Genomic DNA, 20,786 nt, shown 5'->3' on the forward strand with positions numbered 1-20,786 from the left:
ACATGAATTAGTTTTGTAAATCCGGTTCGAGCGATTCGGCCTGCACGTGCGGCCGGGTATCGTGAAGAATGGCCCCATCGGCGAGCGTCACGATCCGGTCGGCGGACAAGATCGTTTCGTGCCGGTGCGCGACGATAATGCGCGTGATGTTCATGTCGCTGATTGCCTTGTTGACGCGCTTTTCGTTCTCCACGTCGAGGTGACTCGTCGCTTCGTCGAGAATCAGGATCCTCGGCTTCTTGTAGAGGGCACGTGCGATGATGACCCGCTGTTTCTGGCCGCCGGACAGCACGGAGCCCATGTCGCCAACCAGTGTGTTGTAGGCCATCGGCATGGCCTCGATATCGGTCGAGATCTGCGCCAGCCGCGCGCATTCCTTCGCCCACTCATAATCGGGGTTCTCGTCGAAGAAACAGATGTTGTCGATGATCGTTCCCGAAAACAACTGGTCATCCTGCATGACGACGCTGATGTTTTCGCGCAGGAACCCGTGGCCGAGCTTGCGTACGTCGATGCCATCGATGTTGACCGACCCATAAGTCGGCGGGTACACGCCGCAGATCAGTTGAAGAAGTGTGCTTTTCCCGCATCCGGACGCGCCGGTGATTGCGATCGATTCGCCCGGCGCGATCGTGAGGTTCAGGTTACGGAGCACGGCGAATGTATTTTTCGCATATTGAAACGTCACATTCCTGAGTTCGATCGTGGACGCGTGCTGGGGCGTCGGCAGCAAGGCTTCTTCCGTTGGGACGCTTTCCTTCTCCGTCAGCGCGATGTCCGCGAGCCGCTCGCATTGCAGGGAGAGGAGTTTTAGATCAAACATTTTTTCCGTCAAACCAAGCATGCGCCCGGAGAACTGTCCTCGGAAGCCCAGGAAAGCGATCAGGGCGCCGGCCGTGAACCGCAGATCCATGACCATCAGCGCGCCAACGACGGTCACCACCAGGACTTCGGTGCCGAACAGCAGGCCATTCACCAGACGAAATCCGAGCGTGATCTGCTGCACTTTCACGTCCGCGTTGACCTGGTCGGTAAAGTATTTGATCCATTGGGCACGCCGGTTCGCTTCGCGTTGAAAGAGCTTCAAGGCGCGGATCCCGCGCAGCGATTCGATCAGGTGGCCATCCTGTTTTGACGCCGCCACGATGAAGTCATGCGTCGATTGTTCCAGATAGGAAAACAGGAAGAGACGCATCACGACATACAGCAGGACGGCTGCGGCACTGATTGCCGCCAGCATGGGGCTGTATAACAGCATGATGACGAATGTGATGAGGCCGAACGTGCCGTCGATGAAGGCTTCGATGAAGGACGTACTCACCACACGCTGGATCTGATCGACCGAGCTGAATCTCGAGATGACGTCGCCCAGTGCCCGGCGTTCGAAATAGCTGATCGGGAGCCTGAGCAGGTGCGAGAAGATATTCGATCGCCATTGCAGGGAGACGTTGGCGTTGAAATAGACCAGCGCCCATCCCCGCAATGCGGTAACGACGTTTTGCAGGAGCATGAGGATGCCGGAACCGGCCGCCAATGCCACGAGCAATGTATAGTCCTGGCCGATCAGTACGGAATCCATGATCCATTGCATCAGCAGCGGCGATCCCAGATTCCCGACTTCGATCAGCAGCGCCAGAAACAGGATCTGGCCCGCGGCCGGAACGATCCCGCGCACGGTTCCGATCAGGCGCCGCAATGAAAGCTTCGGGCCGGGCTCGGCCAGGGTAAAGTCGTTGTTCGGCCAGAATTCCAGCGCCACCCCGGTAAATGACCGGTCGACTTCCGCCATCGTCACCTTGCGCCGACCGTAGGCCGGGTCGATCATTTCGATCCCTTTTTTGGTGATCCTGGTCAGCACGACAAAATGCTTGAAATTCCAGTGCAGGACGCACGGTAGTCTCAGGCTGTCGAAATCGCAGAGGTCCAGCGTCAGTGCGCGGGAGTTGAGGCCGAGGTCACCGGAGATTCTGATCAGGTCACCGACGGTTGCGCCCTGCAGCGACAGCGGAAATTTCTTGCGCAGTCCGAACATGTCGCAATGATTCCCATAGTGACCCAGAATCATCGCGAGACACGCGAGTCCGCACTCGGCCGATTCGGTCTGCCTGATGACGGGCGTCCGCTTCGCAAGTCCAAAATTAATCTCGGGATTTTCAGTCACGCTCATTATCGCCAATTACCTGTTCTTGTTCTGGATGCCGAATATCGGAGAGAGCAGCCATTTATAGATCTTTTGCGTGTCCATGGTCACGTCGGCCTCGAACTGCATGCCCGGCCGAATATTCTCAAGCGGGATCCTGTCGGACTCCCCGACGATGTCGGCGACGACGCGGTACACCGCCTTGCCATTCGATAGCTCAGCCGGCATGCCCAGTTCCGTCATCTCGTCGGGAAGAATGGTCGCCATGCTGACCGTCTCGACTCTGGACCTGAGTGTCCCGAATCTCTGGTAGGGGAATGCATCCAGCCGCAGGTAGGTCAAGGCATCCCGCCGGATGAATGCGGCCGACTTCGACGGCACAAACAGATGTGCCTGGTACTTCGATCCGACGGGCACGATGCTCAGTAAGACTTTCCCCATGCCGACCGACTGGCCTTCCGGGAAATTAATGCCAGTTACCTTGCCGGTTTCAGGCGCCCAGATCTTGATGACGCGTTTTCTTTCGCTTTCCAGCAGCGATTGTTTTTCCTGGAGCTCGGTTCGGATCGCATCGCTGAGCTCTGTCGCGTCGCGCATGGGAAGCGCCGCGAGATCATGGCGTGCCGCCGTGAGATCGCGCAGCAACCTGATGCGCTCGCGCGTCAGGGATTCCAGCCGCGCTGCCGCTTCCTGGTATTGCGTGCGCTTGTTGCTCGTTCCTTCGAAGGAGATGAAGCCTTTCTGATGTAACTCGTCAAAGCGGCGCAAGCCGCCTTTTGCCAGCTCGACATTCTCCTTCTGGATGGCGATTTCCTTGTCGAGGGTGGCGAGTTCCTGTTCGATGCCTGCGATCTTGTCCGACAGTCCGGCGCGCGCGGCGTCCTGCGTCAGCTTGCGCCTGCCGATCTCGTCCTTGGCGAGCGCCAGCCGTTCTTCGATAGCCTGGCTGATGCCTGCCTGCGCAACGTCCGTGCTTTTGCCCGAAGGGTCGATCAGTATCTCGCCCAGCAGTTCATCCTTCTGGACGAGCTGGCCCTCCTTCACGTAGAGGCGGGTTACGGTGCCGGGGGAGGGGGCGGTAATCCTTGCCACGCCCTTGCTGGGCAATATCAGCCCCTTTACGGTTTCCTTGGATGTGTAGGACGCCGTGTACACGAAGACCAGGAAGCCCACGAAGAATGCGAAGAGCACCCCGCACATGACGTCGAGCCGCAGCGGCCGTGCGATGAAGATCGTGCCCAGGGACGACGCCGACTGGTATTCGATGGCTTCGAGTCTGAATATGTCTCGCTTCATTGATGTCGTCCGCTTCGGCAGCGGTACTGCTTTCTTAAGGGAGAGTCCGATCCACGGAACGCCGTCACGCCGCCTCGGCGTGGGCAGGCGCTTTCACTTCGTTGGTGATCACGTTGTGGGTCACGTTTTGCGCGCGCAGGCGCTGCAATATGCCTTCCTGGTCCACGTTGAATTCAGGAGAAGCCAGGTAATCGCTGTAGCGCAATCCCCTTCCGTGTCCCGAATCGTTGAAATGCGGATCCCTCGAGATCAGGAAGTTCGCGAATGCTTCCAGCATGTCGAAACCGGCAATATCTCGCTCATAAGCGAGCCACTGGCCCATTTCGTTTACTTCCAGAAATATCGGTTCATTTCCGTCTTTGGGCTGGATCATGTCGAAACAGCCGAAACAAATCCCGAGCCGTTTCATGAGTTGACGGCATCGGTTCAATACGGATTCGGAAACCATGCCGGTGCCGTCATATGCCGTGCTGCTCGTGCGGCTGTCCACCAGCGACGGATCAAAACTGCGGTTGACTGCGATAAAGGCGCGGTCCCCCATGAACGTGATGCGGTATTCGTGGCGTTTTTCGATTTTCTCCTGATAAATACCGGGCGTGATCGAAATGGCTTCGGAATCGTTTATCTGGATTTCGTCCAGTGCCGTGGTCAGGCTCGAGACTTCGCCATTTTCGGTAACCCAGATATGGGGCGAAAACGATTTGAAAATAATGTTTCCGTTGTGTTTCTTGAAGAAACGGGCGACCTGGTTCGGAGAATTGCTTATCAGGGTGTCCGGAATGCGCAGGCCGACTTTTCCCGCCTCGACCAGTTGCACGGGTTTCAGCAGGGCGATTCTCCGGGCACGGCCGGGATTTACCTCGAAAATGGCGCTGTGTTCGAACGAATACATCGACTGCACGAAGTCCGCAGCCTCGCGTTCCGCGAATTTTCGATCGGCCTGGTGGACGTCCGGGGCAATGACCGGCTGCGAGATCCGGCGATTCCAGAGGGTGCCGAACTCTGCAATGCGGAGGGCGTCCTGGGCCCGCAGCACAACGTCGAGGTGGGTGGTTTGCCCGATATGGAACGACGCTTCCGTACGCGCGGGAAAATTGTCCGTGAACCAGATAGCGGTTTCGACCCCCTTTTGCTCCAGAGCCCACTTGACCGCGAAAGCATGCATGTCGTCAGCAATGGTCTTGATAAGAACTTTCACCAATTCTCCACAATGCAGATATTTTTGCGTAAAGACAGCGAGTAATGTCGACCCGCCAAATCCCGGTCCGAAGGAGGTTCACGCGATGACTCGCGTGAACCTCTACGCTTATTAACTGGCGTGTTCGATCGCCCGATAATCAGACGCGAGTGTCGTACGGAACAGCGTCGTAAACGATGGTCCAGGTGCGCATTTGTTCGTCGTATTGCTGGTAGCTCACGATCGTCGTATAGCTGGCATCGCCACCGGACACGTGTTCGATTTCGTTGCTGGTCAGTTCGCGTGCCGTGTTACGGGCCATTACTCGTGCCATTTTTTCTCCTTCTGAAAAATAAAGAAAGATATCAACAGGATTGAGCCGCAACGTAATGTGTTACTTCGAAGCGGCAAATATTTATACATCAGCCAAAATATGCGAGTCAACAGGCTGGATTGTTATCCGACGGCATTGGAAAGCGAATGCCGACTTATCCAGTAAGCGATACGCCGCATTATGTGAAAATCTGTGATGTTATTCTATGTTATCGATTTCACAGTGTCGCATCCGGCTTATCGGAGCACGCCCGATCGATAACCGACGGATTGAATCTGCAAGGAATCGAAAACCAGTCGTTATCGCATCCCTGTTACCCGGTGCGGATCGAGCGGCCGGCAGCCTTTCGATCATATTTTTGATTAATTGCGACACTTTTTTTACCAGGCCGCGGCTCGGCAGGTCGTCCGGCCGGGCGCGCGCCGGACCGGGTGCTGGCTCGGCAATAAGAAAATTGCGCAGTGGAAAGATCACAATGCCGGGGAAGCCCGGACTTCGCGGGTTGACGGGGGACCGGCGCGTCAGGCGCGGTCGACGCGGGCGCGGGGGGGGCGGTGCGCCAGTCGACGCGCCGCCCGGGCGGCTACGCGCCGCGCCTCAAGCGCTCTCGCGCTCGACGATGGTGAAGCCGATGTCGCGCACGACTTCGGGAATGGGCGTGCCCGCGATGCGGTCGATGATGAATTGCGCCGCGAGCTGGCCCATCTTGCGGCCGTCCAGGTGGACCGTCGTGAGGGCCGGGTACGTCTCGGCCGCGAACGGTTGGTCGCCGAGGCCGACGACGGCCAGCTGGCCGGGGATGTCGATGCCGAGCTTGTGCGCTTCCGTGAGCACGCCCAGCGCGACCATGTCCGAGCTGCAGAACACGGCGTCGATGTCGGGATGGTCCGCCAGCAGCGCGCGCAGGCCCGCGCGGCCGCCCGCCGCCGTGCCCGGCGCGGAGATCGTGTGGAAGGGGACCGAACCGTCCGGCCCCTGCATGTCCAGCCGCACGGCCGCCTGCACGTACGCGCGGTTGCGGCGCTGGGCCCGCTCGTCGGACGCACTGATCACGGCGACGCGGCGCCGTCCGCGCTGGTACAGGAATTCGGCCACCGCCTGGCCGATGTCCTCGTGCGAAAAACCGACCAGCATGTCGGCCGGCGTGGGCGTCAGGTCCCATGTTTCGACGAGCGGAATGGCGCTCGCCTGCAGCCGGCGCCGGCCCTGTGCGGAGCGCATGATGCCGGCGAGCACGATGCCGTCCGGCCGGCGCCCGATGATCGCTTCCAGCAGCTCGTCCTCGCGCGAATTCTCGTAGCCCGACTGGCCCAGGATGAGCTGGTAGCCGGCGGCGGCGAGGTTTTCCGTCAGCGCCTGGACCGTATCGATGAACACGGAGCCCGCGATGGTCGGCAGGATCGCGGCAACCATGCGGCTCTTCGTCGACGCCAGGCTGCCCGCCAGCAGGTTCGGCACATAGCCCGTCCGCTCGATCGCGGCGCGCACTTTCTGCACGAGGTCGGGCGACACCTTCTCCGGCGAGTTGAGCACGCGCGACACCGTGATCGGCGCCACGCCGGCCACGCGCGCCACGTCGACGAGCGTGAGGCCGCCTTTCGTGCGCCGGGTCCGCTTGGGGGGGGCGACCGGCGCGTTCATGCGGTCTCCGGGCAGCCCGGTCGGGCGCTGCGGCGAATACAGTTACGGAACTTCTGAAAATCGATCATGTCTTTAATTGCGATCTTCTATTGAATTGGACCGCGTATCGAAATAAATAGCAGCGACTCTAAATGCTGGGCGCGATAGCGACAAGATACCACTGCATTCCCTTACTGATGCAAAATGGGGATCGATAATTGTTTTCATCAACGATTCAAAAATTTAATTGATTGCGCTACCAAATTGTATCGCTGATTGGCGCCGTTGCAATGCACCGATATATGGGAGGAACGCGGTATTTCATGGGCAAGGTCAACTTCGCTGATTGCGCTACCTTGGCTACCCTCGGATCATACGGCTGATTTCGTGTGGTGAACGTCATGAATCTTGTTCTCATCTACGTGCATCAGCGTTACGTTGGCCGGGGGCGGGTGCGGCCTGGTGGCGGCATCACGGGGCCTGCGCGCCTTTTGTCTGGTGTGCAATTCGATTGCGCTCCGGGTGCAATGCGATTTAATCGTGCGCGGCTGGCATGGCTGTTGCGGATTTAGAACGAATTGCTGAGCTATAAACTTTCAGCATACTTTGTTGTAAATAATATATACCTTCGATGTTAGCGTGCAACAGTGATGTTATGGGGTTTGACAAAAATCACAGTAAATATCTACACTCATGAAAACGATTACAAGACCATAACGACTACATCGCCAACGCAATCAATAAAGCGTGGAGACAAGAATGCCGACCTCATCCAGCCGTCCTCATTCCTTCCGATCCGGGCGCCATTCCCGATCCGTTCCGACCGTCGTTCCGGCAGCGCCGCGTTACCGCGCAGCGTAATTCTCAGACCGTTTTTGCGGCCGCCGCAGGGCGGCCGCTTCATCCGCCGTCGTAACCAGCTCCGCCGTGAAGCGGAGCATCAATTAGAGAGCACAGGAGACACCATGATTCGATTCAAGAGAACCGCGATCGCCGTCGCAGCCGGCCAGATCGCACTGCTTGCCAGCGGCTATGCGCTGGCGCAGACCGAAGCGGGCCAGAACGCTTCCGGTTCCAACGTCGTCGTCGTGACGGGCCAACGCGCCGCGCTGCAGTCCGCACAGAAGCTCAAGCAGAATTCGGACGAGATCGTCGATTCGATCGTCGCCGACGACATCGGCAAGCTGCCGGACCGTTCGGTCACCGAGGTGCTGCAGCGCGTGGTCGGCGTGACCATCGACCGCACGATGTCCAAGGGCGACCCGGAACACTATTCGGTCGAAGGTTCGGGCGTGAACGTGCGCGGCCTGTCGTACGTGCGCTCGGAACTGAACGGCCGCGACTCGTTCTCCGCGAACGGCGGCCGCTCGCTGAACTTCGAGGACGTGCCGCCCGAGCTGATGGCCGGCGTCGACGTCTACAAGAACCCGTCGGCGGAACAGATCGAAGGCGCAGTCGGCGGTCTCGTCAACCTGCGCACCGCGATGCCGTTCGACTTCAAGGGCCGCAAGCTGGCCCTCACGCTGGAAGACACGTATTCCGAACTGAAGCGCGGCAAGCGCCAGCCGTCCGCCTCGTTCATGTTCTCGGACCGCTGGAAGACGGGCTTCGGCGAGATCGGCGCCCTCGTCGACTTCGCGTATTCCGAAAGCGGCACCCGCACCGACGCCTTCCAGGTCGAGCCGTACTACCCGCGCGACGACGTCGTGGCCGGCAAGACCGTGTGGATCCCGAAGGGCTCGCAATGGCGCACGCTGGAATTCGACCGCAAGCGCAGGGGTACCTACGGCGCGCTGCAGTGGAAGAAGGACAGCACGCTGAGCTCCTCGCTGACGTTCTTCAAGTCGCGCTACAAGATGCACTGGGACGAGCAGGCGATCTTCGCCCAGTCGAGCCCCTACAACATCCAGGTCAGCAAGGATGCGACGTTCAATTCGAAAGGCGCGCTGCTGACCGGCACGCTGACCGATCCGGCCGACGGCGGCATCAACTTCGGCGGCGACACGCGTTCGGCCGACCGCACGTCGGAAACGACGGACGTGTCGTGGAACCTGCGCTGGCGTCCGAACGACCGCTGGACCATCACGACCGACCTGCAGCGCATCCGCGCCACGACCAGCAGCTTCGACTCGACCGTGGCCACCGGCGTGCAGATGCCGAGCGAGACGATCGACCTGCGCGGCGACGTGCCGACCCTGTCGTTCACGGACGCCGACCGCGCCTACCTCGCGAACCCCAACAATTACTACTGGGCGTTCACGATGGAACACCAGGACCGCAGCAAGGCGGGCGAATGGGCATGGCGCACGGATGCGAAGTACGACTTCGACCACCCGGTGCTGCGCGACATCCGCTTCGGCGTCCGCCTGACGGACCGCGATTCGCGCAACGAGAACTCGAACCCGAGCTACAACTGGGCCGCCATCACCCAGACGTGGCAGGTCGGTCCGACCAACACGCTGTCGAGCCTCGCCTACCTGGGCGATCCGCGCTTCAACAACCAGGTGCAGGTCCACTCGTTCAATAACTTCTTCAACAACAACACGTCGGTGCCGGCACTGGTCTTCCCGGCCGTCGCGCTGACCACCGGCTACCCGGCCTCGTATGCCCAGCTGCACACGTATCCGAATATGCTGTGCAACAACGGCACCAACAATTGCACGTCGTGGAACCCGGCCACGTTCGGCACCGATCCGGCCGGCGTCAACGAGCAGAAGGAGAAGACCGGCGCGCTGTACTCGCAACTGCGCTTCGGCTTCGACGACCTGAAGTACCCTGTCGACGGCAACATCGGCCTGCGCTACGTGAAGACCGACATGACGGCGCACGGCTACACCGTGTTCACCCCGAGCACTTCGACGGGTGCCGGCATCCCGCAGTTCACGGCGTTCTCCCAGAAGCAGGACTTCAGCAACAGCTACAACAACGTGCTGCCCAGCCTGAACCTGCGCATGAAGGCGAGCGACGCGCTGCAGTTCCGCTTCGGCCTGTCGACCGGCATCTCGCGTCCGGACTTCAGCGACCTGCAGGGCTACACGACGCTGTCGCAGAACGTGGACAATTCCAGCGGCCTGGTCACCTACACGGGTACCGGTACGGGCAACCCGAACCTGCGTCCGGTCCGTTCGCACCAGGTGGACCTGACGGCCGAGTGGTACTTCGCGAAGACCGGTTCGCTGACCTTCGGCGTCTTCAACAAGCAGCTGAAGGACGTCATCATCAAGCAGTCGTACGGCTACGACCTGGCGGACAACACCGGCAAGTCGTACACCTTCACGACCACGGGTCCGGTGAACGGCGCGGACGGCCATGCGCGCGGCGCGGAAATCGCGTTCCAGCAGTACTTCGACTTCCTGCCGGGCTGGCTGTCGGGCTTCGGCGTGCAGGCGAACTACACGTACGTGGACAGCAAGACGTCGCTGCACCAGCCGGTTCACTCCGTGTACTGCACGGGCAGCAACTCGGCGGCGAACTTCAACCTGAACCTGAACGGCTGCGATACCAACGGCACCACGTTCGACGATCTGCCGCTGATCGGCCTGTCGCGCCAGTCGTACAACCTGGCGCTGATGTATGACCAGGGCAAGATCTCGGCGCGCCTGGCCTGGAACTGGCGCTCGAAGAACCTGCAGAACGTGAACGTCAACGGCACCAACGGCGGCGACGGCACCGACAGCAATCCGGCCAGCCCGACCTTCGGCCAGCACAACGTGGCCTGGGCGCTGCCGACGTGGGCGGACGGCTACGGCCAGCTGGACGGCTCGATCTTCTACAACGTGTCGGACCGGCTGTCGATCGGCCTGGAGGCGCAGAACCTGACCGACTCCAAGGCGCGCCAGCTCATGCAGCAGAGCACGGGCTTCATGGGCCGTGCATGGTTCGTCTCGGGTCCTCGTTACACGGCCAAGATGCGTTACAGCTTCTAACCGCGTAGCGTAGGTAACGCAAGATCCGTCGCCCCTGCGAAGGCAGGGGCCCAAGTTCTGCAGGCATCTCGTCAGCGCATGCAAGATTGGGCCCCCGCCTCCGCGGGGGCGACGTTATTCAGAGTCCGTCGAGCCCCAGTTCCTTCGCATGCGCCCGCAGGAACGCCACCTGCGCCGCACGCGTATCCGGCCCGCCATAGGGCAGCAGGGTCCACTGCTCGGACGCCTGCATGTGCCGGCCCGGTGCCAGCGTCACGTACGGCGCGTGCACCTCCATCTCCATCAATCCCTTCTCGGGCGCTTCCGGCTGCCAGTCGTTGTACAACTCGATCTGCCCCTGGTCCGGATGGATGGCCGTGCGCGGCTGGTGCGTGAACTGGATCACCAGCACCTGGCCTTGATGAAAACCCGCCATCCAGCCGGCGGACGGCTGCAGCAGCATCTTGCCGTTGCGGTGCGGCTGGCCTTTGCCCGCCGGGTAGGCGTCCAGCGAGAACAGGCCGTCCGCCAAGGTCCACGTCAGTGGCACCATGTCCGGCTTCGGTTCGATGGCCTGCTGGCGCACGTCTTCGCGCCGCGCGACGGGCACGTACACGCGCGTGTCGCCATGGGCGCGCGTGTTGAACCAGATGTCCCACGCCACCTGCGTCTTGCGCGCGTTGGCCGCGTCGACGTCCATGCGCAGGCTGTGCGGCTTGCCCGCCGCGAGGCTGTAGCGTTTCACCAGTTGCAGGCCGTTCACGGGACTGGCCGGGCTCGCGAGCGTGATGGCGTCGGGCCGCTTCTCCTCGATCTTGTAGCGGGCGAGGCTCAGCCACGGATCGGGCGGCCACGGCAGGCCGGCGCGCGCCGGGTTCACGTCCTGGTGCGACCACCATTCCTTTTGCGGACCGACCCAGATCTCGTGGCCGAGCCAGCCGACGTTGTCCGTCGTTCCGCCGATGGCGAGGTGCGGATCGCCGGCGGCCAGGTCGCTCTTGATGAAGCTGGGTTGGCCCGCCAGCCCGAACGACAGCAGTCGGCCGCCGATGGCGTCGGTGACGGTCGCGCGCACGCTGCCGTTGTCGAGGGTGTGGACGGGAATATCTGCCGCTTGTGCTGCGGCCGTGAGGGCGCAGGACAGGACCAGCGCTGTTGCGGTTTTGGATGGTGTGGGCATAAGCTGTCGGGCTGTGTGTGAAATCGGTTTCAGCCTGACAGCTTAGCAAAGAATCACCCGGGCGGGGCGACCGATGCGCCTTCGATGCCGTGGCGCTTCAACGCGTCCGCCACGAAGCCGCTCGCCTTCATCTCTTCGACGAACGCGGCGAGCGCGGCGGCCGCGTGCCCGCCCCGCGATTTCGGCACGCCCATCGCCTGGCGGATGACCATGAAGCGGCCGTCCAGCAGGCGCAGGCCGGGGCGGTCGCGCGCGTCCGCTTCCAGCTGCTGGCGCACGCCGGCCGCCACGTCCGCGCCCTGTTCGAGGAACGTCGTCACGACGGCGGGTGAGGAGGGCGCGCGCACGATCTGCGCCTGCCGGAGTTCCCGGGTCAGGAACAGGTCGTACGCACTTCCTTTGCCGACGACGACACGGTGCGCCGCCCGGTCGACGTCCTCGTTGGCGCGGATCGGCGACCCGGCCTTCACGAGGTAGCTGCCCTCGATCAGCACGTACGGCGCCGTGAACGCGATGGCGGCACCGCGCGCGGGATCGATGGCGAAAAAGCCGATGTCCGCGCGCTCCGTTGCGACGGCGTCGACCGACTTGCCGGCCGTGTCGACGACGACGAGCTCGAGGTCCACGCCGAGCCGCCGCGCGAACTCGCGGGCGAGATCGACGGAGACGCCGCCCGCGCCGCCGTCGCCGGCCGCGTGCGCGAGGATCGGGTTGCCCAGATTGATCGCGGCACGCAGCTTGCCGGTCGGCGCGAAGTTCATCCCGTCATGCCTCGGCCACTGCGAGCGCCGTCATGTTGACGATGCGGCGCACGGTCGCGCTGGGGCTCAGGATGTGCACGGACTTCGCGGCGCCCAGCAGGATCGGCCCCACCGTCACGCCCTTGCCCGACGTGACCTTCAGCACGTTGAACAGGATGTTGGCGGCATCCAGCGACGGCATCACGAGCAGGTTGGCGCTGCCGGCGAAATCGTCCTTCGACTGATAGATGCGGCGGATGTCTTCCGACAGCGCGGCGTCGCCGTGGACTTCGCCCAGCACCGGCAGTTCCGGCGCGCTCGAGGCGAGCAGGGCGCGCGCGTCGCGCATGCGCTGCGCGGACGGGCGCTGCGACGAGCCGAAGATCGAGTGCGACACGAGCGCCGCCTTCGGCTCGAGGCCGAAATGGCGCATCTCCTGCGCGGCCAGCTTCGTGATCGCCGCCAGTTCCTGGGCGGACGGGTTGTCGTTGACGTACGTGTCGGTGATGAACAGGGTCATCTTGTCCAGCACGAGCGCGTTCATCGCGGCCAGTACGTCGGCGCCCGGGGCGAGGCCGATCTCGTTCTTCACGTGCGCCAGGTGGGTGTCGTAGCTGCCCGTCATGCCGCAGATGAGCGAGTCGACCTGACCCGCGTTCAGCAGGCGGGCGCCTTGCAGGGTGGTGTCGCCCTCGGCTTCGACGAGCGTGTAGTCGACGCCCGCCTTCAGGCGCAGGCCGGACTGCCTGATCGCCTTTTCGACGTCGGCCGCGCGGCCGATCAGCACCGGCTTGGCGATGCCCTCGTCGACGACGGTCTGCACGGCGCGCAGCACGCGCGGCTCGGCGCCGTCGGCATACGCGACGCGCTTCGGCGCGGCCTTGGCCTTCGCGAACACGGGCTTCATGAAGAAGCCGGTGTGGTAGATCATCTCGCCCAGCTTGTCGCGGTAGGCGTCCATGTCGGCGATCGGACGCGTGGCCACGCCGGATGCTTCCGCCGCCTTGGCGACGGCCGGCGCGATGGCGGCAATCAGGCGCGGGTCGAACGGTTTCGGGATGATGTAGTCGGGACCGAAGTTCAGGTCCTGGCCGGCGTAGGCGGCGGCGACGGCGTCATTCGCTTCCGCCTCGGCCAGGTCGGCGATCGCGCTCACGCAGGCGAGCTTCATCTCGTCCGTGATGCGGGTGGCGCCGCAATCGAGCGCGCCGCGGAAGATGTACGGGAAGCACAGCACGTTGTTGACCTGGTTCGGATAGTCCGAACGGCCGGTCGCGATGATGCAGTCCGGACGCGCGGCCTTCGCCACTTCCGGACGGATCTCCGGTTCCGGGTTCGCGAGCGCGAGGATGATCGGGCTGGCGGCCATCGTCCTGACCATGTCGGCGGTGAGGACGCCGGCGGTCGAGCAGCCGAGGAACACGTCGGCGCCGTCGACGATGTCGGCCAGCGTGCGCGCGTCGGTCTGTTGTGCGTAGCGGGCCTTGTTCGCTTCCATGTTCGCTTCGCGGCCCTGCCAGATCACGCCCTTCGAGTCGGCGACGAAGACGTTCTGCCGTTTCACGCCCAGGCTCACCATCATGTCGAGGCAGGCGATGGCCGCCGCGCCGGCGCCGGACGCCACCAGTCTCACCTGGCCGATGTCCTTGCCGACGACCTTCAGTGCGTTGAGGAGCGCCGCGCTCGAGATGATCGCGGTGCCGTGCTGGTCGTCGTGGAAGACGGGGATGTTCATCCGCTCGCGCAGCTTCTTCTCGATGTAGAAGCACTCGGGCGCCTTGATGTCTTCCAGGTTGATGCCGCCGACGGTCGGCTCCAGCATCGCGATCGCATCGACCAGCTTGTCGGGATCGTTCTCGGCCAGTTCCAGGTCGAACACGTCGACGCCGGCGAATTTCTTGAACAAACAGCCTTTGCCTTCCATGACGGGCTTCGAGGCCAGCGGGCCGATGTTGCCCAGGCCAAGGACCGCGGTGCCGTTCGAGATCACGGCGACCAGGTTGCCGCGTGAGGTGTAATCGGCGGCGGTGGCGGGGTCCGCGGCGATTTCCTCGCAGGCGTAGGCGACGCCGGGCGAATAGGCGAGCGACAGGTCGCGCTGGTTCGACAGGGGTTTCGTGGCGACGACCTCGATCTTCCCGCGTACCGGACTGCGGTGGTACTCGAGCGCGTCGGCGCGCAACTGGGTGTCTTTAGCCTCGTTCAGGCTGCTTTCGGTACTCATGATTTCTCCTATGCCGCTTTGCGCGGACGATGTTATGGATTCGTTGCGGCCATCCGGCGCACGGCAGGGACCGTGCGGGGAGGCAGGCCGGGACATCCGCCGCGCCCGATTCGGCGGCGGGTGGTGGCGCGCCTCCGTTGCCCGCACGGCGTGGTGGCCGGGGCTGTGCGCGCGCTCCTGGCGCGGGCGCGGACGGGGCGCCGTGTCCACGGCGATACGCGATCATACGTGATCGCGGGCGATGTTGCCTACTTCGCCAGATATTCGGTATATCACTGTGGCCTGAACATCCGGAACAGTTGCGCCGGACCGACCTCGAAATAGTCGGCCGGCCCGCCGCCGCGGAGGATGTGGCCGGCGTGCGCCGTGTCGTACACCCCGTCCTTCAGCTGGGCGCGGGCGATGTGCACGCCGACGACTTCGCCCAGCACGAGCCAGCTCGGCGCCGGCTGCCCGTCCGCGTCGTGCAGCCGGATGAGCTGGGTGAGCCTGCATTCGAACGAGACCGGGGCTTCAAGCACGCGCGGGACGTCCACGAGGCGCGACGGGGCGGGCGTGAGGCCGGCCAGCGCGAATTCGTCGACGTCGGGCGGCACCATCGCGCAGGTGGTATTCATGCGGTCGGCGAGGGCGCGCGTGGCCAGGTTCCAGCAGAACTGTCCCGTTTCCTCGACGTTGCGGACGGTGTCCTTGTAACCGACGCTGGCGAAGCCCACGAGCGGCGGCGTGTAGTTGAATGCGTTGAAGAAGCTGTACGGGGCGAGGTTCAGGATGCCGGCGCGGCTTTTGGTGGAGATCCAGCCGATGGGGCGGGGGCCGACGATGGCGTTGAAGGGATCGTGCGGCAGGCCGTGGCCGGCGCGTGGTTCGTAAAAATGGATGTCGTTCATACAAGCACGATACCGCATCGGCGCCATCCGTGCAGGCGCCGGGCGCATGCGGCACCCCGTGCCCACGCGACAGCAGGCAGGACGCGAACGTCCGCGTGGGCGGCGGCCGCCCACTCTACGAGAACGGTACCTCTGGCACGCCGGTCACGCCGGGGCGCACGAGAAGCACCGCCCCCGCCAGCGAATCATCCTCATGCCCCGGCTGCACGATCGACGTGATCAGCAGGGTATCCAGATCCGGCCCGCCGAAGCAGGGCATCGACGGCTTCGCGACCGGCAGCTTCAGTTCCCGATCCAGCTTCCCGACCGGCGTGAATCGCAGCAGGCTCGCCCCATCATTGCCCGCGACCCAGTAACAGCCGTCGCTGTCCATCGCGGCCCCGTCCGGCCGGCCCGCGTACGCGGCCATGTCGACGAGCAGCCGCCGGTCGTGCGGCACGCCCGCGTCGACGTCGTAGTCGAACGTCCACACGCGCCGGCGCGTCGGGTGCGAGTCGGACAAATACATCGTGCGCCCGTCCGGCGACCACGCGAGGCCGTTCTGGGTGACGAGGCCGGAAACGAGCGGTGCCGACAGGCCCGCGCCGTCGTAGCGGTACAGACGTCCGATCGGCAGCGCGGCCGCCATGTCCATCCACATCGTGCCGCTCCAGAAGCGGCCCTGGCGGTCCGTGCGGCCGTCGTTGAAGCGCATGCCGGGCGCCAGTTCGGGCGGCGCGGCGAGACGTTCTGCACGGACACTCCCGTCGTCCCGCAGGTCGACGGTGAAGATGCCCGTCTCCATGCCGGCGATCAGGCCGCCCGCGGCGCGCGGCGCGATGCAGGCGACCATCTCGGCCGCCGTCCAGTGGCGGGTCGCACCCGAGGCATGGTCCAGGCGCCAGATGCGGCGGGCAGGGATGTCGACCCAGTACCATGCCTGTTCGCCGGCGTGCCAGACGGGGCTCTCGCCCACGGCGCAGCTCACGCCGTGCACTCTTTCCACGATCGCGTCAGGCATGCGCCAGCTCCTCCGGCAGGCGGACCATGTCCTGGGTCGGCACGAGCACCTTCATGATGACCCACGCGGCCAGGTAGGCCAGCGCGCAGAACGAGAACATGATCATGTAGCCCGTCTGGATCTGGCCTTGCGCGCCGTAGTAGTCGAACAGCATGCCGCCGATCTTCGTCACGAGCACGCCGCCGATGCCGCCCGCCAGACCGCCGATGCCGACCACGGAGGCGACGCAATGGCGCGGGAACAGGTCCGACGTGATCGTCAGCACGTTGGCGGACCACGCCTGGTGGGCGGATGCGCCGATGCCGATCAGGATCACGGGCACCCAGTAGCCCAGGTGGCCCAGCGGCTGCGCCAGCAGCACGACGAGCGGGAAGAACGCGATCAGGAGCATGGCCTTCATGCGGCTGTCGTATGGCGCGCTGCCCTGGCGCATGAAGCGCGACGGCAGCGCGCCGCCGCCGATGCTGCCGACCATCGTCATGCTGTACAGGACGGCCAGCGGCAACACGAGGTCCGACGTGGCCATGCCGTATTTGTCGGTCAGGTATTTCGGGAGCCAGAACAGGAAGAACCACCAGACGCCGTCCGTCATGAATTTGCCGACGATGAAGGCCCACGTCTGGCGCAGGCCGAGCAGGGTTCGCCAGCTGGGGGCGGGGCCGGTCGCGGCCACCGGAGCCGAACCTGCGTCATCGCTGCGGATGTATTCGAGTTCCGCGCGCGACACGCGGCGCTGGCGAGCGGGTTCGTCGAACAGGACCGCCCAGAACCCGACCCACAGGAACCCGACGGCGCCGATCCAGATGAACGCGGCCTGCCAGCCCCAGATCGCGGCGAGCACCGGCACCGTCAGCGGCGCCAGGATCGCGCCGATGTTGGCGCCGGAATTGAAGATGCCCGTCGCGAACGAACGCTCGGACTTGGGAAAGTATTCCGCCGTGGCGCGGATCGCGGCCGGGAAGTTGCCCGCTTCGCCGATCGCGAGGATCGTGCGGGCGATGATGAAGCCGAGGACGGAGGCCGGCACGGCAAGGCCGAGCAGCGATTTCAGGCCGTTGCCCAGCTCGATCGAATACGCATGGGCGACGGCGCCGGCCGACCAGATGACGATAGCGAGGATGTACGCGGTCTTGGTGCCGAGGCGGTCCACGATCCTGCCCGCGAACAGCAGGGCGATCGCGTAGATGAACTGGAAGGCGGCGGCGATGTTGGCGTAGTCCGTGTTGGACCAGCCGAATTCCTTCGACAGCGACGGCGCGAGAAGGCTCAGCACCTGGCGGTCGAGGTAGTTGACGGTGGTGGCGAAGAACAGCAGCGCGCAGATGGTCCACCGGTAGTTGCCGCCGGCGGGCCGGGCGGCGGGGCTGGCGACTGCGGCGTCGCCGGTGCGATTGCGGGTCATGGTCAGGCCTTATGTTTGATTATGCTGACGTACGCGTGGCCGGCGTCTCCTCCGGCCGTGGCGGGCGGCCGGCACATCGTACCAGCCGCCCGCGCGCAGTTGAGTGCTACTCCGCTCTACTTGATGATCATTTTGCGAGCTGCAAAGTGCCGTCGACCATGCGCGCGAGGCCCAGCGGATTGTCGTCGCGCAGGGATTCCGGCAGCAGATCCGCCGGCACGTCCTGGTAGCACACCGGACGCAGGAAGCGCCCGATGGCGGTGGCGCCGACGGACGTCGAGCGGCTGTCCGACGTGGCCGGGAACGGGCCGCCGTGCACCATCGCGTGCGACACTTCGACGCCTGTCGGGAAGCCGTTGAACAGCACGCGGCCGGCCTTGCGCTCCAGCGTCGGGAGCAGGCTGCCCGCGAGTTCGCGGTCGGCGGCCGTCGCATGGACGGTGGCCGTCAGCTGGCCTTCCAGGTGGCGTGCGACCGCCAGCATCTCCGCTTCGTCGCGGCAGGCGATGACCAGCGATGCCGGGCCGAAGATCTCTTCGTCCAGCGCCGGGCTGGCGATGTACGTGGCGGCGTCGCAGGCGTACAACGCGGCCTGCGCGGCACAGCCCGTGCCTTCGGCGCTGCCCTGGCCGACCAGTTGCACGCCCTCGATGCCGGAGCGGCGGCCGACGGCGTCGACATAGGCCTGGTGGATGCCCGCGGTGAGCATCGTGCCGGCGCCCTTGGCTGCGAGCGCTTCGGCGGCGGACGCGCGGAAGGCGTCGAGGTCAGCGCCGGCGAGGGCGATGACGAGGCCCGGGTTCGTGCAGAACTGGCCCACGCCCAGGGTCAGCGAGTCGACGAACGCGCCGGCCAGTTTCGCGCCGCCTGCAGCGAGGGCGCCCGGCAGGATGAAGACCGGATTGATGCTGCTCATTTCGGCGTAGACGGGGATCGGTTCCTTGCGGGCGTTCGCCGTGCGCACGAGGGCGAGGCCGCCCTGGCGCGAACCGGTGAAGCCGACGGCCTTGATGGCCGGATGCGCGGCCAGCGCCTGGCCGGCCACGCGGCCTTCGCCGATCAGCATCGAGAACACGCCGTCCGGCATGCCGCAGTCTTCGGCCGCCTGGCGCACGGCCTTGCCAACCAGTTCCGACGTGCCGAGGTGGGCGCTGTGCGCCTTCACGACGACGGGGCAGCCGGCCGCCAGCGCGGAGGCGGTGTCGCCGCCGGCGACGGAGAACGCGAGCGGGAAGTTCGAAGCGCCAAAGACGGCGACGGCGCCCAGCGGGATCTTGCGCATGCGCAGGTCCGAACGGGGCGGCGTGCGCTGGGGCAGGGCGGAATCGAGCGTCGCTTCGAGGAAGTGCCCGTCGCGCACGACCTTGGCGAACAGGCGCAGCTGGTTGCACGTGCGTCCGCGCTCGCCTTCCAGGCGCGCCGTCGGCAGGCCCGATTCGGCGGAGGCGCGTTCGATCAGCGCGGGGCCGATGTCCATGATGCGGTCGGCGATGGTTTCCAGGAAGCGCGCGCGCAGTTCCAGCGGCAGGTTCCGGTAGGTGTCGAAGGCCTGTTCCGCGAGCGTGCAGGCGGCGGCGACGTCGTCTTCCGTCGCGAGGCCGAATTCCGGTTCCATCTGGGCGCGCGTGGCCGGGTTGAAGGCGCGCGTGGTGCCGGCGCTGCCGCGCACGACGCGGCGGCCGATGATCATTTCACCTTGAATCGTCATGGTTTCTCCTTGCTGGTAGTCGTTCTTGTTATTTTATTGGCCGCCCTGGGCGACGATCAGCTTGTGCAGCATGTCGGATTCTTCCGCCGTCAGGTCGGTCAGCGGTGCGCGCACCGGGCCGCCGTCGTGGCCGACGAGGCGGGCGCCCGCCTTCACGATCGACACGGCGTAACCGGCCTTGCGGTTGCGGATCGCCAGGTAAGGCAGGAAGAATTCGTCCAGCAGGCGGTTCGTCGTCGCGTGGTCGTCCTTGGCGATCGCGTGGTAGAAATCCATCGCGAGCTTCGGCATGAAGTTGAACACGGCCGACGAGTACACCGGCACGCCCAGCGCCTTGTACGCCGCGGCGTAGACTTCCGCGGTCGGCAGGCCGCCCAGGTAGCTGAAACGGTCGCCCATGCGGCGCCAGATCGAGACCATCAGTTCGATGTCGCCGATGCCGTCCTTGAAGCCGATCAGGTTCGGGCAGCGGTCGGCCAGCTTTTCCAGCGAGTCCGGCGTCAGCCGGCACTGCGCGCGGTTGTACACCACGACGCCGATCTTGACCGATTTGCAGACGGCTTCCACGTGCGCGACGAGGCCATCCTGGCTCGCTTCCGTCAGGTAGTGCGGCAGCAGCAGCACGCCTTTCGCGCCGAGGCGCTCGGCTTCCTGCGCGAACGCGATGGCCGCGCGGGTCGGGCCGCCGGCGCCGGCGAGGATGGGCACCTTGCCGGCGCACGTGTCGACGGCGGTCTTGATCACCTGCGAGTACTCGTCATGCGTCAGCGAAAAGAATTCGCCGGTGCCGCCGGCCGCGAACAGGGCGGTGGCGCCGTACGGGGCGAGCCATTCCAGGCGTTCGATGTAGGTGCTGGGGCGGAAGTTGCCTTCTGCATCGAAGTCGGTGATGGGGAAGGACAGCAGGCCGGACGACATGACTTGCTTGAGTTCTTGCGGATTCATTGGGTCTCCAGGGAAGGACGCGCGGGCGCGATGATGTGTCAACAATTGTCAGTCATCGTACAAGTGAGGCGGAAAAAGGGCAAGCACAAATTGTTGGGGCTGCATACAGAGCGATACCGATTTTGGCATCGAGCGATTAAAAAAAGTTATTGGACGCATATTTACGATGCGGTTCAAAATGCAATTTACGCAATGATAGCGGTAACAGATAGCGTTACCACCGCG

General features: G+C 64.2%; 14 protein-coding genes. 1 reads left to right on the top strand and 13 read right to left on the bottom strand.

The annotated features are described in order from the left end of the window. Positions 1 to 7: 7 nt before the first annotated feature. The 5 genes from ACEN9G_RS26610 to ACEN9G_RS26630 all read right to left on the bottom strand — a co-directional run bounded on the left by ACEN9G_RS26610 (position 8) and on the right by ACEN9G_RS26630 (position 6,588). Positions 8 to 2,167, bottom strand: a complete 2,160-nt coding sequence (locus tag ACEN9G_RS26610) for a peptidase domain-containing ABC transporter (protein WP_413341247.1) — start codon at positions 2,165 to 2,167, stop codon at positions 8 to 10. Between the two features lie 9 nt (positions 2,168 to 2,176). Continuing rightward, positions 2,177 to 3,436 (bottom strand): HlyD family secretion protein, encoded by a 1,260-nt coding sequence (locus ACEN9G_RS26615; RefSeq protein WP_413341245.1) that lies wholly within the window; start codon positions 3,434 to 3,436, stop codon positions 2,177 to 2,179. Positions 3,437 to 3,500: 64 nt separating this feature from the next. Then, entirely contained in the window at positions 3,501 to 4,634 is a 1,134-nt protein-coding gene (locus ACEN9G_RS26620; protein ID WP_413341244.1) for an MvdC/MvdD family ATP grasp protein, read from the bottom strand. Between the two features lie 139 nt (positions 4,635 to 4,773). Next, positions 4,774 to 4,947, bottom strand: a complete 174-nt coding sequence (locus ACEN9G_RS26625) for a hypothetical protein (RefSeq protein WP_413341242.1) — start codon at positions 4,945 to 4,947, stop codon at positions 4,774 to 4,776. Between the two features lie 597 nt (positions 4,948 to 5,544). Continuing rightward, a complete protein-coding gene (locus tag ACEN9G_RS26630; RefSeq protein ID WP_483127238.1) occupies positions 5,545 to 6,588 on the bottom strand; it encodes a LacI family DNA-binding transcriptional regulator in 1,044 nt (347 codons plus the stop codon). A 944-nt stretch (positions 6,589 to 7,532) separates the two neighbouring features. Here ACEN9G_RS26630 and ACEN9G_RS26635 point away from each other — a divergent pair. Next, a complete protein-coding gene (locus tag ACEN9G_RS26635; RefSeq protein ID WP_413342988.1) occupies positions 7,533 to 10,493 on the top strand; it encodes a TonB-dependent receptor in 2,961 nt (986 codons plus the stop codon). Positions 10,494 to 10,611: 118 nt separating this feature from the next. Here ACEN9G_RS26635 and ACEN9G_RS26640 read toward each other — a convergent pair whose 3' ends face one another. The 8 genes from ACEN9G_RS26640 to kdgD all read right to left on the bottom strand — a co-directional run bounded on the left by ACEN9G_RS26640 (position 10,612) and on the right by kdgD (position 20,561). Further along, positions 10,612 to 11,652: a DUF4380 domain-containing protein gene (locus ACEN9G_RS26640; RefSeq protein ID WP_413342986.1), complete on the bottom strand. Its 1,041-nt coding sequence runs from the start codon at positions 11,650 to 11,652 to the stop codon at positions 10,612 to 10,614. 53 nt (positions 11,653 to 11,705) lie between these two features. After that, complete coding sequence (locus ACEN9G_RS26645; RefSeq protein ID WP_483127239.1) at positions 11,706 to 12,413, bottom strand: ABC transporter substrate-binding protein; 708 nt, start codon at positions 12,411 to 12,413, stop codon at positions 11,706 to 11,708. 4 nt (positions 12,414 to 12,417) lie between these two features. Continuing rightward, a complete protein-coding gene (locus ACEN9G_RS26650; RefSeq protein ID WP_483127240.1) occupies positions 12,418 to 14,616 on the bottom strand; it encodes an NADP-dependent malic enzyme in 2,199 nt (732 codons plus the stop codon). Between the two features lie 272 nt (positions 14,617 to 14,888). Further along, positions 14,889 to 15,506: a flavin reductase family protein gene (locus ACEN9G_RS26655; protein WP_413343054.1), complete on the bottom strand. Its 618-nt coding sequence runs from the start codon at positions 15,504 to 15,506 to the stop codon at positions 14,889 to 14,891. A 115-nt stretch (positions 15,507 to 15,621) separates the two neighbouring features. Beyond that, on the bottom strand, positions 15,622 to 16,506 hold the full coding sequence (locus tag ACEN9G_RS26660; protein ID WP_413343052.1) for an SMP-30/gluconolactonase/LRE family protein: 885 nt from the start codon (positions 16,504 to 16,506) through the stop codon (positions 15,622 to 15,624). After that, on the bottom strand, positions 16,499 to 17,908 hold the full coding sequence (locus ACEN9G_RS26665) for an MFS transporter (protein WP_413343050.1): 1,410 nt from the start codon (positions 17,906 to 17,908) through the stop codon (positions 16,499 to 16,501). Before ACEN9G_RS26665 ends, ACEN9G_RS26660 begins: the two co-directional genes overlap by 8 nt. A gap of 127 nt (positions 17,909 to 18,035) precedes the next feature. Then, positions 18,036 to 19,616, bottom strand: a complete 1,581-nt coding sequence (locus ACEN9G_RS26670) for an aldehyde dehydrogenase (NADP(+)) (RefSeq protein WP_483127241.1) — start codon at positions 19,614 to 19,616, stop codon at positions 18,036 to 18,038. 33 nt (positions 19,617 to 19,649) lie between these two features. Continuing rightward, entirely contained in the window at positions 19,650 to 20,561 is a 912-nt protein-coding gene (kdgD, locus tag ACEN9G_RS26675) for a 5-dehydro-4-deoxyglucarate dehydratase (RefSeq protein ID WP_413343899.1), read from the bottom strand. Positions 20,562 to 20,786: the final 225 nt, after the last annotated feature.

It is taken from the genome of Massilia sp. Masssp94 (assembly GCF_059491305.1).

Coding starts and splice junctions, on each gene's coding strand:
- ACEN9G_RS26630 (WP_483127238.1), bottom strand. CDS start 6,588: ATGAACGCGCCGGTCGCCCCCCCCAAGCGGACCCGGCGCACGAAAGGC.
- ACEN9G_RS26635 (WP_413342988.1), top strand. CDS start 7,533: ATGATTCGATTCAAGAGAACCGCGATCGCCGTCGCAGCCGGCCAGATC.
- ACEN9G_RS26655 (WP_413343054.1), bottom strand. CDS start 15,506: ATGAACGACATCCATTTTTACGAACCACGCGCCGGCCACGGCCTGCCG.
- ACEN9G_RS26650 (WP_483127240.1), bottom strand. CDS start 14,616: ATGAGTACCGAAAGCAGCCTGAACGAGGCTAAAGACACCCAGTTGCGC.
- kdgD (WP_413343899.1), bottom strand. CDS start 20,561: ATGAATCCGCAAGAACTCAAGCAAGTCATGTCGTCCGGCCTGCTGTCC.
- ACEN9G_RS26645 (WP_483127239.1), bottom strand. CDS start 12,413: ATGAACTTCGCGCCGACCGGCAAGCTGCGTGCCGCGATCAATCTGGGC.
- ACEN9G_RS26625 (WP_413341242.1), bottom strand. CDS start 4,947: ATGGCACGAGTAATGGCCCGTAACACGGCACGCGAACTGACCAGCAAC.
- ACEN9G_RS26615 (WP_413341245.1), bottom strand. CDS start 3,436: ATGAAGCGAGACATATTCAGACTCGAAGCCATCGAATACCAGTCGGCG.
- ACEN9G_RS26665 (WP_413343050.1), bottom strand. CDS start 17,908: ATGACCCGCAATCGCACCGGCGACGCCGCAGTCGCCAGCCCCGCCGCC.
- ACEN9G_RS26660 (WP_413343052.1), bottom strand. CDS start 16,506: ATGCCTGACGCGATCGTGGAAAGAGTGCACGGCGTGAGCTGCGCCGTG.
- ACEN9G_RS26610 (WP_413341247.1), bottom strand. CDS start 2,167: ATGAGCGTGACTGAAAATCCCGAGATTAATTTTGGACTTGCGAAGCGG.
- ACEN9G_RS26670 (WP_483127241.1), bottom strand. CDS start 19,616: ATGACGATTCAAGGTGAAATGATCATCGGCCGCCGCGTCGTGCGCGGC.
- ACEN9G_RS26640 (WP_413342986.1), bottom strand. CDS start 11,652: ATGCCCACACCATCCAAAACCGCAACAGCGCTGGTCCTGTCCTGCGCC.